The sequence below is a fragment of the Kribbella sp. NPDC054772 genome, assembly GCF_053611945.1.
This window is the reverse complement of record NZ_JBSHBJ010000014.1, coordinates 48,042-61,264: the sequence shown is the minus strand read 5'-3', so window position 1 is coordinate 61,264 and position 13,223 is coordinate 48,042. Positions and strand designations below refer to the sequence as shown.

Here is a 13,223-nt window from a genome sequence, read left to right as displayed (position 1 = left end):
GAGGCGCGGCGGCCGTTCTCCCGCGCTCAGCCGCCCTAGACAGCCCCGCCGCTCCCCCTCGGGGGCGGGGCGAAATCCACCGCGCCGCGGGCCGGCGCCGCCCGGCGCCGCGCACAGCTGCTGTTCAAGAACGCGTGTGTCGCCCGGCCGGGATCAGTTGAGGCCTTTGAGGAGTTGGCGGGCCATGACGATGCGCTGGACTTGGTTGGTGCCTTCGTAGATTTGGGTGATCTTGGCGTCGCGCATCATGCGTTCGACTGGGTAGTCGTGGGTGTAGCCGTAGCCGCCGAGGAGTTGTACGGCGTCGGTGGTGACGGCCATCGCGACGTCGGAGGCGAAGCACTTGGCGGCGGCGCCGAAGTAGGTGAGGTCGCTGTCGTTGCGCTCCGAGCGGGCCGCGGCGGCGTACGTGAGCTGGCGGGCCGCCTCGATCTTCATGCCCATGTCGGCGAGCATGAACTGCAGGCCCTGGAACTCCGCGATCGCCTTGCCGAACTGCTTGCGCTCCTGGACGTACCCGAGCGCGTAGTCCAGCGCGCCCTGCGCGATCCCGAGCGCCTGCGCGGCGATCGTCACGCGGGTGTGGTCCAGCGTCGCCATCGCGGTCGCGAAGCCGGTGCCTTCAGCACCGATCAGCCGCGAGGCAGGGATCCGGACGTTGTCGAAGTACACCTCGCGGGTCGGTGAGCCTTTGATCCCGAGCTTCTTCTCCGGCGCACCGAAGGACACGCCCTCGTCCGACTTCTCCACGACGAACGCGCTGATGCCCTTCGACCGCGCTGACGGATCGGTGACCGCGAACACCGTGTAGAAGTCGCTGACGCCGGCGTTGGTGATCCAGCGCTTCACGCCGTTCAGCACGTAGTCGTCGCCGTCGCGGACCGCGCGGGTCTTCATCGACGCGGCGTCCGACCCGGCTTCGGGCTCGGACAGGCAGTAGGAGAACATCGCGTCGCCCGCCGCGACCGGCGGCAGATAGCGCTGCTTGACCTCGTCCGACGCGGACAGCAACAGCGGGAGTGAGCCGAGCTTGTTCACGGCCGGGATCAGCGAACTCGAGGCGCAGGCCCGCGCCACTTCCTCGATCACGATCACCGTGGCGAGCGCGTCCGCCCCGGCGCCGCCGTACTGCTCCGGGATGTGCGGCGCGTGGAAGTCCGAGGCCTTCAGCGCGTCGTACGACGCCTTCGGGAACTCGGCCAGCTCGTCCACGTCCCCGGCGTGCGGGGCGACCTTGGCGTCACAGACGTCGCGAACGGCCTCGCGGATCGCCTGGTGCTCCTCGGACAGCGCGTACAGCTCGAATGAGTTACTCACGAGTCACACAGTACGACGAACCACCCGCGCGCGGGGGACGTCGTACCCCGAAAGTGAGCAACAGCGCACTCTGCAGACATGAGCCGGTCACCGGCTGATAACCACGATGGGTAGAGTCCCCGACATGAGTGAAGCGACGCCCCGGCCGCTGCGGATCGCCGTCATCGGTACCAACTACCTAGGCGCGAACACCGCCGCGGGGATGGCCGAGTTCGGTTTCGACGTGATCGGGGTCGAGATCGACGAGCACCGGCTCAAGCTGCTGAACGACGGTAAGGCCCCGCTGTACGAACCCGGGCTGGACCCGCTGCTGAAGAAGCACACCGAGTCCGGCCGGCTGCGGTTCACCAACGACTACACCGAGATCGCCGACTGGGCCGACGTGCACTTCGTCTGCGTCGGCACGCCGCAGCTCGAGGGCAGCGAGGCCGCGGACCTGTCGCAGGTGCACTCGGTCGTCGACATGCTCGCGCCGTTGCTGACCCGGCCGGTGCTGGTGGTCGGCCGCTCCACGGTCCCGGTCGGTACGTCGACGATCGTCGAGCAGCGCTTCCACGCCGAGTCCCCCGCCGGTGCGGCGGTCGAGATCGCCTGGCAGCCCGAGTTCCTCCGCGAGGCGCACGGCGTCGAGGACACGCTGCACCCGGACCGGCTGGTCTTCGGTGTCCAGTCCGACGCCGCCGAGCGCAGGCTGCGCGAGGTGTTCGCCACCCCGATCGGCGAGGGTACGCCGGTGGTGGTGTGCAACCTGCCGACCGCGGAGCTGGTGAAGGCGGGCGCGAACGCGTTCCTGGCCACGAAGATCTCGTTCATCAACGCGCTCGCCGAGATGGCCGACGCGACCGGCGCGGACGTCACCCAGCTCGCGGACGCGCTCGGGTACGACCAGCGGATCGGCCGCGGCGCGCTGAACGCCGGCCCCGGGTACGGCGGCGGCTGCCTGCCGAAGGACCTGCGGGCGTTCATGCACCGCGCCGGCGAGCTCGGCGTCGAGGAGATCATCACGCTGCTCCGCGAGGTCGACGACATCAACCAGCACCGGCGCGCGGGGATCGTGCACCTGACCCACGAGATGCTCGGCGGCGAATGGATCGGCAAGAACGTCACGGTCCTCGGCGCAGCCTTCAAGGCCGGTACGGACGATGTTCGGGACTCGCCCGCGCTGGACGTGGCCGGCCGGATCCAGCTGCACGGGGCCAACGTCACGGTGTACGACCCCGAGGCGATGGAGAACGCCCGCCGGGTCCGCCCGACGCTGCGCTACGCCCCGAGCGCCGTCGAGGCCTGCCGCGACGCGCACGCCGTACTGCACCTCACGGAGTGGCCGGAGTTCCGTGCGCTCGACCCGGCCGCGCTGAAGGACGTCGTCGCCGCACCGGTTGTCGTCGACGCCCGGCTGAACCTCGATGTCGAGGCGTGGCGGGCGGCAGGCTGGACCTACCGCGCGCCTGGCAAGCCGTAACGCACAAGCCGTAAAAGCAGAGAGCCCGGGTCAGCTGACCCGGGCGTTGCGGATCACCGGGCGGCTGAGGGCGATCAGGCCGATCAGCGCGACCGCGACGCCGATGCCGAGGCAGACGCCGGTGATCTGGATGCTCTGGACGTCCGCGAGGCTGCCGAGCACCGGGTTCATCACGACCTGGGCGAGGCTCTGGCAGAGCACGATCACCGACTGCAGGCGGGACTGGTACTCGCGTTCGACCGAGTTCATCAGCAGCGGCAGGATGTGCCCGGTGAAGGTGCCGACGCCGATGCCGCTGATCACCGCCGCCACGATCGTGAGCGGCAGCGGGAGGAACGCGGACAGGCCGATGAAGCCGACGGCGGCGAGCAGCAGACCCAGCATCGCGACTATCCCGGGGCGCTGGAAGGCGCCGCGCATCAGGATCCGGATCGACACGACTCCGACCCCGAGGCTCCGGGTCGCGATCAGGATGCCGGCGGTCGTGGCGTCCCAGTGGTGGTCGCGGGCGAGCAACGGCAGCAGCAGGGCGTCCATCGGCATCAACAAACCGGCTGCGATCGTCATCGTGATCAGCAGCGCCCGGGTGAGCGGCCGCCCGAAGGCCGCACGGAGGCCGTCCGCGATCGACCGGAACATGCTGGTCGTCCGGGACCCGTGCGGGGCGGTGGTGCCGCGGAGCAGGTACAGCACCACGATCATGATGCCGAAGGTGATCGCGTCGAAGCCGGCCGCCGCGGACAGACCGGCCCAGTTGACCAGGAGACCGCCGACCGCGGTACCGGTGACGGCGAAGACGACGCCCGAGACCTGGAAGCTCGCCAGCGCCCTCGGCACCTGTTCCGGCGGAACCAGGAGCCGCGGCATCGAGCGGGACGAGGGCAGGAAGAACGCGTCGATGACGCCGACCACCAGGGCCAGGACCACCAGCAACCAGATCGGCTCGCCCACCGCGAGCGTGGCGGGCACCAGGGCGGCGGTGACCACGAACATCGCGACACAGCTGACGAGCAGCACCCGCGGAGCGCCGTACCGGTCGCCCACGGCTCCGCCGATCAGGAGGAGCACCGCGCGCGGGGCGGCAGCCAGCAGCAGGATCAGACCGGCCACCCGCCCACCGTGCTGGCTGGCGGACCATCCGATGGCGAACATCATGGTCAGGTCGCCGAGCAGCGAGACCAACGCGCCGAACAGCCAGATCCAATAACGGACCGGAATGCGCTGCGTATCCGGTTCAGTGGGCGGAGTCACGATCGACGACCTTAAACGACAACCAATGGGATCTCACGACTACCCGCCCCCGTCCGGAGAAAACCAGCGACTCCTTCAGCCTTTACGCAACTCTGCCGCCCCGTCACGCACCGTGATGCCCTTCCCACGCGCGATCTCCGCCAGCGACGCCTGGAACCCGATCATCCGGTCCCGCAGCTTCTCGTCGGAAGCGGCCAGGATCCGGACCGCCAGCAGCCCTGCGTTCCGGGCGTTGCCGATCGAGACCGTCGCCACCGGCACCCCGGCCGGCATCTGCACGATCGACAGCAGCGAGTCCATCCCGTCCAGGTACTTCAGCGGCACCGGGACGCCGATCACCGGCAGCGGCGTGACCGACGCGAGCATCCCGGGCAGGTGCGCGGCTCCGCCGGCGCCCGCGATCAGCACCTTCAGGCCGCGTTCGTGGGCTGACCGTCCGTAGTCGATCATCTCGGTCGGCATCCGGTGCGCCGAGACGACGTCTGCCTCAAAGGGCACCTCGAAGTCCGCGCACACCTCGGCCGCGGCCTTCATGGTCGGCCAGTCGGAGTCCGACCCCATCACGATGCCAATCATCAGCAGTCCTATTCGTCGATCGTGCCGGTCAGGTAAGCGGCCGCGTGCCGGGCCCGCTCACGAGTCTGTTCGAGATCGTCGCCGTACGCCGTGACGTGGCCGACCTTGCGGCCCGGCTTCACCGACTTCCCGTAGAAGTGCACCTTGAGGCCCGGGTCGCGCGCCAGGCAGTGCAGCAGGCCGCGGTGCATGTCCTCGACGTCCCCGCCGAGCACGTTCACCATCACGGTGTACGGCGCCCGCGCGGCCGGCGACCCCAGCGGCAGGTCGAGGACGGCCCGCAGGTGGTTCTCGAACTGGGACGTGACCGCCCCGTCGATCGACCAGTGCCCGGTGTTGTGCGGGCGCATCGCCAGCTCGTTGACCAGCAGCCGTCCGTCGCGGGCCTCGAACATCTCCACCGCGAGGACGCCGACCACGCCGAGCTCGCCGGCGATCCGCAGCGCGGTCTGCTGCGCCTGGGCGGCCTTCTCCGGCGCCAGGCCGGGCGCGGGCGCGGTGACCTCGACGCAGATGCCGTCCTTCTGCACCGACTCGACGATCGGGTAGGCGACCGCCTGCCCGTGCGGCGAGCGGGCCACGATCGCGGACAGTTCGCGGACAAAGTCCACCTTCTCCTCGGCCAGGATCGGTACGCCGCTCGCGAAGGCGGTGCCGATCGCCTCGTCGTCAGGGCCGTCGACGAACCAGACACCCTTGCCGTCGTACCCGCCGCGGGTGGTCTTCAGGATGATCGGGAAGCCGCCGACCCGCTTGGCGAAGTCCGCGACGTCGGCGGGCGACTCGACCACCTGATGCGCCGGCGACGGCGCGTCGAAGGTGTCGAGGCGGGCCCGCATCACGGCCTTGTCCTGGGCGTGCACGAGCGCGTCCGGACCGGGCCGGACCGCGACCCCGTCCGCCTCGAGCGAGTGCAGCAGGTCCGTCGGCACGTGCTCGTGGTCGAACGTCACCACGTCACACTCGGCGGCGAACCGGCGTACCGCCTCGGGGTCCTTGTAGTCGCCGACGGGGGCGTCGGCGACGGCCTGGGCCGCCGACACCGTGGGGCCTTCGGCGAGCACCCGGAGCTGGATGCCGAGCGCGACGGCCGTTTCCTGGGTCATCCGGGCCAGTTGGCCGCCACCGACCATGCCGACCACCGGCGTACCGACGGGGAGGTCGTTTCGATCGAACTTCACAGCGGTGAGCCTAATGTCCATACAACATCGCTCCTACGGCGGCCACCGCGGCGCGCTGAGGATTTCGGTGTCTGACCGGTCGCCAGGTACCGTGGGAAGCTGTTCTGCCCGTCGCGATCTGATCACAGAAGGTTCCGAACACCGTTGAAGCTCGTCACCACGCTGTACCGCCAGTTCCAGCACCTGGTGCACGAAGTGGCCAAGTTCGGACTGATCGGTGTCCTCGGTCTGGTCGTGGACCTGCCGATCTACAACTGGCTCGTGTTCAACAACCCGCTGGTGCTCGCCGACTCGGGAGTCGGCATGCTGCACCACAAGCCGCTGACCGCGAAGCTGATCTCGACCACCGTCGCCACCGTCGTGACGTACTTCGGGAACCGCTACTGGACGTGGCGGGACCGGGAGCGCAGCGGACTGCACCGTGAGTACGTGCTGTTCTTCGTGCTGAACGGGATCGGCCTGCTGATCGCGGCCGGCTGTCTGGCCTTCTCGCGGTACGTGCTGGACCTGCACAGCTGGCTGTCCGACAACATCGCGGCGAACTTCATCGGCCTCGGCCTCGGCACGCTGTTCCGCTTCTGGTCGTACCGGAAGTTCGTGTTCAAGGAAGAGACCGCGCCCGACGAGGTCGAGCAGACCCCGGCGCCGAACTCCCCCGCCGAGCTCGACGACACCGAGTCGACCGGCGACCTTCCCGCCGTCCGCTGATCTACTGCCAGCCGAACCAGCGGGAGCATTCCGCCGCGGTGACCATGCGATGCGAGCTGATGCTCTTCGCCCAGTTACCGCTGGTGTCGCCGTAGTGCCACAGCACGTTCACCCAGCGCCCGGGCGCCAGGCAGAACGAGTCGCCTTTGCCGCCCGAGTTGTATTTCGGGTACGTGTAGAACTTCACCGGCCTCGATGAGGTGTTCAGCACCGAGGCGGTCTTGTTGTCGAACGCCTTGATGGCACCCTTGCCGTCGCCGTAGTCGCTGTCATTGCCCTTGTCCTTGGCGTCGTTACTGCCCGCACAGTCGTCCCTGGCGTACAGGAAAACGTAGCCGCTCTTCGCGTACTTCGCGGCCGTCTGCCGACAGTTCAGCTCGGCCGCGGCGACGGTGGCTGCGGCAGTGTCGGCAGTTTCGGTCCTGGGCGGCGCTGCGGTGGTGTGGGCCGCGCCGCCTGCCAGCAGGCTCGCGGTGGCAGCGGTGGCGAGAAGCGTCAGCTTGATCATGCGCCAGGACGGTAGCCAGCGCGGTTATCGGCCGGTTATCACCGGCGGATACTGCGCCGATAACCGGCGTCCGTACGGTCCCGGCCATGAGATCACGGATACTTGCCGGCCTCGTCGCCACCGTCGTCGCGTCCGGGTCACTTCTCCTGGCCGGCGGCGTACCCACGAGCGTCGCGAAGACCCAGGCCCTCACCGACCACACCACCTTCAGCAACCCGAACACGTCCGAGAACGACGACATCGTCGCCGAGATCGTGCGTTTGATCGACAACGCTGAGAGGGGCAGCAAGATCTGGGTAGCGCACTATCACTTCAACGAACCCCGCATCCGGGACAGCCTGATGAAGGCCTCCGACAACGGCGTGGGCATCCAGGTCGTCCTCAGTGGGGCTGAGCGGAACGTCCCCGCCGCCGTCGCTCTCAAGGACAAGCTCGAGAAGGACCCGACGAAGCAGTCGTGGGTGTTCTTCTGCCCGGGGAAGGGCGGGGAGTACTCGTGCCTGGGCTCGCACATCATGCACAACAAGTTCTTCCTGTTCGAGAAGACCGCCGGCGCCAGTAACGTGATCGTCCAGTCCTCCGCGAACCTCAACGAGTTCTCCGGAACGAAGATGTGGAACAGCTCCGTCACGCTGGTGGGGCACAAAGGTCTGTTCGACGCCTATCGCGCGTACTTCGAGGACCTGCATGCGGCCGAACCGGAGCCTGACTACTTCCATAAGCACAAGTACTCCGACGACGAGTTCACGCTGACGCACTCGCCGCGCCGCGACGACACGGGCACCACCTGGGTCGAGGTGCTGAAGGACATCAAGTGCACGGGCAACACGTCCGGTGGTACCTCGGACAATCACCGGACGATCATCCGGGTCGCCAACAACTCGTTCGCCGGCCACAACGGGAGCCGGATCGCGGATGCCCTGTGGCAGAAGGACCAGGAAGGCTGTTATGTCGACATCGTGGCCAGCGAGATCTCTCATGGCGACAAGCCGGGCGACGCACAGCCCCTTGAGCACCTGTTGAAAAAGCCCAACGGGTACCACGGACCCGTCGTGCGGGAGTTCAGTGAGTACACCTACAAGGCCGACGGGTCCCGTGGTCCGAAGCGGAAGCAGTTGCATCAGAAGGATCTGATGATCGACGGCAACTACAAGCAGCCGAACAACAAGGTGGTCTTCACCGGGACGCTGAACTTCAACAACAAGTCCAACGCGTCGAACGACGAGTCGCTGCTGATGATCGACAACGACACGATCCACGACGACTTCGTCAAGCAGTTCCTGCGGATCCGGACCTGCGCGAACCTCGACTGGCAGACGAGTGCCCAGCAGAACGGCAACGAACCGGACCACTCGCCGGACTGCATCTGATCAGAGGTTGCGACTGATGACGTCGGGAGTCCGTGGCCGGTCGGTGGACTCGATCGCGTGCCGTTCGTCGGCATCGATCAGTCCAAGGCCGGCCAGGATCCCCGCGGACGTGGACCAGGCGGCCCGCGCCTCCACCGCTTCGCCGCGATCCTGGTACGTCTTCCCGAGACCCCACCAGATCTCCGCGTCCAGGTACGTGTCGGTCGTTGCCTTGCGCAACTCGAGCGCCCGGCGGAAGTGCGCGATGGCCTCGACGAAACGGCCGGACCGGCGCAGTGCCTCGGCCAGGTTCGCCAGGATCGACGTCATCCGCCGCGATTCGCCGGACGCCTCGGCGGCGTCCAGCGCCGCGGTGTGCGTCCGCACCTCGTCGTCCGTCCGCCCGAGATGCCGATACGTCAGGCCCAGACCGGTGAGATACAGCGGTACGACGAAGTCCCGGCCGGCGCTCCGGGCCAGGTCGATCGCTTCGGAGTACGAGCCGATCGCCTCGTCGTACCGCTCGAGCCGGTGCTGGACGACGGCGAGCATGTGGACCTGCGCGGCCTCGGTCGAGTGGTTGCCGATCAAGCGGTACGCCTCGCGCGCCTGGCGGAGATGTTCCGGCGCCGCGTTCAGGTCGCCGATCTGCATCTGCCCGTACCCGATCGCCTCGTGCGCGGCCGCCAGATGCCGCGGGTCTGCGGTGTGATCGGCCGCGTCGAGTGCGACGACACCCATCGTCCATGCGTCCCCCACGCGACCACGGTTCGTCAGGAGTACGGCGTACACGGCGCACAGTGCCGCGGTCAGCACCGGGCCTTCGTCGGTGGGCAGCTCGGCAGCCTGCTGGACGAGTGCGAGCAGGTTGTCCCGTTCGACGTCCAGCCACGCGTAGACCGCGTCCCGGTCGTCGAGGGTCGCGCCGTCGCGGGTCAGCAGCTGTGGTTCGAGGTCGTTACGCCAGGTCGCCAAGGGAAGCGCGATCTCGATGGCTCGGCGTGCGGTGGCGAGGTGGCAGTGGAAGGCCCGGCGCAACGCGGCGACACGGTCGGCCTCGGGATCCTCCGCGTGGGCGCGTTCCCGGGCGTACAGCCGCAGCAGGTCGTGCATGGCGTAGCGGCCGGGTCGCGGAGAACGGATCAGCTGGGCGTCGGTGAGGTCCTCGAGCAGTCGGCCGGTTGTCTCCGGCGGCAGCCCGACGAGTGCGGCAGCGACCGGTACGCCGAGGTCTGCGCCGTCGAGGAGACCGAGCGCCCGGAAGAGCCGCCGGTGCCGCGGTCCGAGTTCGGCGTACCCGAGTTCGAAGCCGGCGCGGAGCGCGCGGTCGCCGGAACTCAGGGCATCCAACCGGTCGTCCTCCTGCCGGAGCCGGTCCGCCAGATCGGGCAGCGTGGAGCCCGGCCGCGTGACGAGCCGAGCGGCGACGAGCGAGATCGCGAGCGGCAGGTGACCGCACAGACGGACGATCTCGTCGGCAGCGCCTTCGTCGTATGGCGCCGTGGTGGTCAATCGCTTGAGCAGCTGGAGCGCCTCGGCGTGAGTGAGTACGTCGAGGTTCTCGTGGACCGCACCGGGCAGATCGACCAGAACGCGTCGGCTGGTGACCAGGACTCGGCAGCCCGGCCCGGCGGCGATCAGCGACGCGACCTGCGCCGGGTCGTGGGCGTTGTCGAGGACGAACAGCAAGCGGCGGCTGTTGGTCAGCGACCGCAGCCGCGCGGACGCTTCGTCGGGATCACTCGGGACGGCGCGGTCGCTGGTCCCGAGCGACCGCAGGATCCGCGCCTGCGCCGCCTTCGGCGCCAACGGCCTGCTGCCGGGCGTGGATCCCCGCAGATCGATGTAGATCTGACCGTCCGGAAACCCACCGACCAGACTGTGCGCGACCTGGATCGCGAGCGTCGACTTCCCCACGCCACCGGGACCCGCCACCGCGACCACGGGGTACGGCGGATCCGATGACAACAACTCCACCAAGCGATTCAGCTGCTGCTCCCGGCCGGTGAACACCGGCAGCTCACCTGGCAACTCCGCCGGCACGACATGAGCGGGATCCGGTACGCCGGCATTCGCACGAGGCGGGTCCGCGGTCAGCACCGTCCGCTCGACCTCGCGGAGCTCCCGGCCCGGTTCGAGACCGAGCTCGTCGAGCAGGACCCGACGGCCCTCCTGGTAACTGGCAAGTGCGTCCGCTCGCCGGCCGGACTGCCACAGCGCGGTGACGAGTTGGGCGCGCAGCTTCTCGCGCAACGGGTGCTCGGCGACGAGGCGGGTGAGCTCGCCGACCAGCTCGCGACCGCGGGCGAGCGTCAGCTCATGGGCGTAGAGCTGTTCGCAGGTCCACAGCCGCGCCTCGCTCCACTGCTGAGCCGCGGCGGCCAGCCCGGGTGCTTCCAGACCGGCGAGCACTGGGCCGTGCCACAGGCCGAGTGCCGAGCGCAGTTGTTCCACCGCAGCGGCGGGATCGGTCTCGGCCTTCGCTGCGGCCATCAGGCGACCGGCCTCGGCGACATCGGTCCAGACGCGGGTGTGGTCGAGTCGGTAGCCGCCCGGCGTGGTCATGATCACCGGGGGTGTGCCGTCGCCGAGGTCGAACGCGCGCCGCAGCGCCGAGATCTGGATGCTGACCTGGGTCCGGGCCGAGGCCGGTGGATCGTCCTGCCACACCATGGCGATCAGGCGTTCCAGCGGCACCACGCGGCCTTCGTGCAGGACCAGCGCGGCCAGCACCTGCAGGGCTCGCGGGCGCCCCAGCCCGACCGGACGGCCGCGGATCGCCGCGTCGACCGGGCCGAGAACGCGGATCTCGACCAGTCGATTCATTCCACCGCACAATAATCGCCGCCGGTGTCATTCCGCTGTCACAAACCAGCTGCCGTCTCCGGTTCGGCATGTGAAGATGCGGGGGTGACCGACATCGAGGTACGCGCAGCGACGGCCGCCGATTTCGAGGCGACGCGGGAAGTGTTCGGCGGGGCGATGATGTTCGACCCGTCCTCCGACGAGCTCGGGCGGCAGCTGTTCGAGCCCGAGCGCACGCTGGTGGCGACCGACGACGGGGCCGTCATCGGGACGACCACGGTGCTCACGCGGGACCTGTCCGTCCCGGGTGCGGTGGTCGACGCCGCGCACGTCACCGGGGTCGGGGTACGCGCGACGGATCGCCGGCGCGGCGTGATGTCGCAGCTGATCGGGCGGCAGCTCCGCGAGGTCCCGGAGGCCGTCGCCGTGCTGTGGGCCAGCGAGCCGGCGATCTACGGCCGCTTCGGGTACGCCGCGGCCGCCTGGGGTACGGCGTACGAGGTCGATCTGCATCGTGTTGGTCCGACCAACGATCCGATCCGCCCGGGCGCGCTCGGTGTACTGACGGCGGACGAGGCGCTGAAGGAGTTGCCGGCTGTTCTGCGCCGCCTGCAGGAGCAGCGGCCCGGGGTGTCGGGGCGCTCGGAGCTGCGGTGGCGGAAACACCTGAAGGACAAGCCGGAGGACCGCAACGGGCGAACGGCCCTGGAGATCCTGGTGCACCGCGACGAGGCCGGGACCGTCGACGGGTACGCCCTCTGGCGCGGCAAGATGAACTGGATCCCCACCGGGCCGGCGAACGAGGTCCTTGTCGAGGAACTCGTCGCGCCCGAGTTCCCGGCGTACCGGGCGCTCTGGCAGCACCTGTTGACGATGGATCTCAGTGCGAAGCTGGGCTACGGGTACGCCGCAGTCGACGAGCCGCTGCTTCAGCTCGTCAGCACGCCGACGGCGCTCGACCGCCGCGTGGGCGAGTCGCTCTGGCTCCGCGTGACCGACGTACCGCGGGCGCTGCGGGAGCGGCGGTACGCCGTACCGATCGACCTCGTTCTCGAGGTGACGGACGGCCTGATCGAAGCGAACAACGGCCGCTTCCGGCTGACCGGTGACGAGGCGCTGGTGACCTGCGACCGCACCGACAGCCCCGCCGACCTGACCCTCTCGGTCGCCGAACTAGCCGCGACCTACCTCGGCGGCCGCCACCTCGCCGAATTCGCCACCACCGGCCGAGTCACCGAACACACCCCCGGCGCCCTCAACCGAGCCACAGCAGCCTTCAACTGGCCCCTCGCCCCAGTCAGCGTCGAGATCTTCTAGCGGTCGTCGTCGGAGCTGAAGAGGGTTTCGCCGTCGTCGGGGCGGGTGGGGCGTTCCTGCTGTTGGGGGCGGCGGCGCATGTGTTCCGGAGGCGCCTCGTCCTCGAGGATGCCGTCGCCAGGTTTGCCGTCGGGGCCGCCGAACAGCAGGTCTGACATCTGCAGGTGGACGTGCTCGACATGCGGTACGTCGGGCAGCACCACCTGACCGCGTTCGCCGGCGGACTCGATGTGCAGCGTGCCGCACCCGAGGATGCGGTCGATCAGCCCGTGCTCGTACGACACGTCGTTGACCCGCATCAGCGGGATGTCCCGGCCGGTCCGGGTGAGCACGCCATGCCGGGTGATCAGCCGCCGGTTGGTGATCGTGTACGTCGAGAAGAACCAGTTCAGGAACGGTTTCAGCGCGAACATCGCCAGTACCACCACGCCGACCGCGAGGATCGCGATCCGGGCCGGCGTCTGCAACGAGCCGGTCGGCACGATCGCGGCCAGGAACCCACCGAGGGCCGCCACCACGAGCAGCAGGAGCACCGGGCCGATCAGCGCCTTCCAGTGCGTCCGGGTGCTGACGACGACGTACTCGTCCTCACCCAACAACTTCGCCGAGATCGCCATACCCCCAGTCTCACAGGTCGCAGGTTCGGTTGTCCCCTCCCGACACGATCGAGCGAAAAGATGGTTTAACACTTCACAATCTGCATACAGTGAGCCAAGATGCGCGAAGGGTTACCAGCTGGGGGACGAGAG

General features: G+C 68.8%; 11 protein-coding genes. 4 read left to right on the top strand and 7 right to left on the bottom strand.

Annotated features, from left to right (window positions below; genetic code table 11):
* Positions 1–153 precede the first annotated feature (153 nt).
* Entirely contained in the window at positions 154–1,317 is a 1,164-nt protein-coding gene (locus ACWGID_RS22210; protein ID WP_452199345.1) for an acyl-CoA dehydrogenase family protein, read from the bottom strand.
* A gap of 124 nt (positions 1,318–1,441) precedes the next feature.
* Here ACWGID_RS22210 and ACWGID_RS22205 point away from each other — a divergent pair, with 124 nt between their 5' ends.
* Positions 1,442–2,779: a UDP-glucose dehydrogenase family protein gene (locus ACWGID_RS22205; protein WP_452199343.1), complete on the top strand. Its 1,338-nt coding sequence runs from the start codon at positions 1,442–1,444 to the stop codon at positions 2,777–2,779.
* Between the two features lie 30 nt (positions 2,780–2,809).
* Here the strand turns inward: ACWGID_RS22205 and ACWGID_RS22200 are convergent, their stop codons facing one another.
* The 3 genes from ACWGID_RS22200 to ACWGID_RS22190 all read right to left on the bottom strand — a co-directional run bounded on the left by ACWGID_RS22200 (position 2,810) and on the right by ACWGID_RS22190 (position 5,787).
* A complete protein-coding gene (locus ACWGID_RS22200; RefSeq protein ID WP_452199341.1) occupies positions 2,810–4,030 on the bottom strand; it encodes an MFS transporter in 1,221 nt (406 codons plus the stop codon).
* A gap of 75 nt (positions 4,031–4,105) precedes the next feature.
* A complete protein-coding gene (purE, locus tag ACWGID_RS22195) occupies positions 4,106–4,606 on the bottom strand; it encodes a 5-(carboxyamino)imidazole ribonucleotide mutase (protein WP_452199339.1) in 501 nt (166 codons plus the stop codon).
* A gap of 8 nt (positions 4,607–4,614) precedes the next feature.
* Entirely contained in the window at positions 4,615–5,787 is a 1,173-nt protein-coding gene (locus ACWGID_RS22190) for a 5-(carboxyamino)imidazole ribonucleotide synthase (RefSeq protein ID WP_452199337.1), read from the bottom strand.
* A 144-nt stretch (positions 5,788–5,931) separates the two neighbouring features.
* Between ACWGID_RS22190 and ACWGID_RS22185 the strand changes: the two genes are divergently transcribed.
* Positions 5,932–6,495 (top strand): GtrA family protein, encoded by a 564-nt coding sequence (locus ACWGID_RS22185; protein ID WP_452199336.1) that lies wholly within the window; start codon positions 5,932–5,934, stop codon positions 6,493–6,495.
* Position 6,496: 1 nt separating this feature from the next.
* On the opposite strand, the gene ACWGID_RS22180 is transcribed toward ACWGID_RS22185, so the two are convergent.
* The gene (locus ACWGID_RS22180; protein WP_452199334.1) at positions 6,497–7,003 is read right to left on the bottom strand and encodes a peptidase inhibitor family I36 protein; all 507 of its coding nucleotides are present in this window, start codon (positions 7,001–7,003) and stop codon (positions 6,497–6,499) included.
* 86 nt (positions 7,004–7,089) lie between these two features.
* Here ACWGID_RS22180 and ACWGID_RS22175 point away from each other — a divergent pair, with 86 nt between their 5' ends.
* Positions 7,090–8,373 carry a phospholipase D-like domain-containing protein gene (locus ACWGID_RS22175; RefSeq protein WP_452199332.1) on the top strand — a complete coding sequence of 428 codons (1,284 nt, stop codon included), beginning with the start codon at positions 7,090–7,092 and terminating at the stop codon, positions 8,371–8,373.
* Here ACWGID_RS22175 and ACWGID_RS22170 read toward each other — a convergent pair whose 3' ends face one another.
* Positions 8,374–11,178 carry a BTAD domain-containing putative transcriptional regulator gene (locus tag ACWGID_RS22170; protein ID WP_452199331.1) on the bottom strand — a complete coding sequence of 935 codons (2,805 nt, stop codon included), beginning with the start codon at positions 11,176–11,178 and terminating at the stop codon, positions 8,374–8,376. It abuts the gene before it with no gap.
* A gap of 84 nt (positions 11,179–11,262) precedes the next feature.
* Here ACWGID_RS22170 and ACWGID_RS22165 point away from each other — a divergent pair, with 84 nt between their 5' ends.
* Positions 11,263–12,474, top strand: coding sequence for a GNAT family N-acetyltransferase (locus tag ACWGID_RS22165; RefSeq protein ID WP_452199329.1), 1,212 nt, complete (start codon positions 11,263–11,265; stop codon positions 12,472–12,474).
* Here ACWGID_RS22165 and ACWGID_RS22160 read toward each other — a convergent pair.
* The gene (locus tag ACWGID_RS22160; protein ID WP_452199327.1) at positions 12,471–13,091 is read right to left on the bottom strand and encodes a PH domain-containing protein; all 621 of its coding nucleotides are present in this window, start codon (positions 13,089–13,091) and stop codon (positions 12,471–12,473) included. The two genes, ACWGID_RS22165 and ACWGID_RS22160, sit on opposite strands and share 4 nt — an antisense overlap.
* Positions 13,092–13,223 lie beyond the last annotated feature (132 nt).

What these genes read in the sequence shown, in the direction of transcription:
- ACWGID_RS22205 (WP_452199343.1), top strand. Translation starts at nt 1,442, where the DNA reads ATGAGTGAAGCGACGCCCCGGCCGCTGCGGATCGCCGTCATCGGTACC.
- purE (WP_452199339.1), bottom strand. Translation starts at nt 4,606, where the DNA reads ATGATTGGCATCGTGATGGGGTCGGACTCCGACTGGCCGACCATGAAG.
- ACWGID_RS22180 (WP_452199334.1), bottom strand. Translation starts at nt 7,003, where the DNA reads ATGATCAAGCTGACGCTTCTCGCCACCGCTGCCACCGCGAGCCTGCTG.
- ACWGID_RS22175 (WP_452199332.1), top strand. Translation starts at nt 7,090, where the DNA reads ATGAGATCACGGATACTTGCCGGCCTCGTCGCCACCGTCGTCGCGTCC.
- ACWGID_RS22170 (WP_452199331.1), bottom strand. Translation starts at nt 11,178, where the DNA reads ATGAATCGACTGGTCGAGATCCGCGTTCTCGGCCCGGTCGACGCGGCG.
- ACWGID_RS22160 (WP_452199327.1), bottom strand. Translation starts at nt 13,091, where the DNA reads ATGGCGATCTCGGCGAAGTTGTTGGGTGAGGACGAGTACGTCGTCGTC.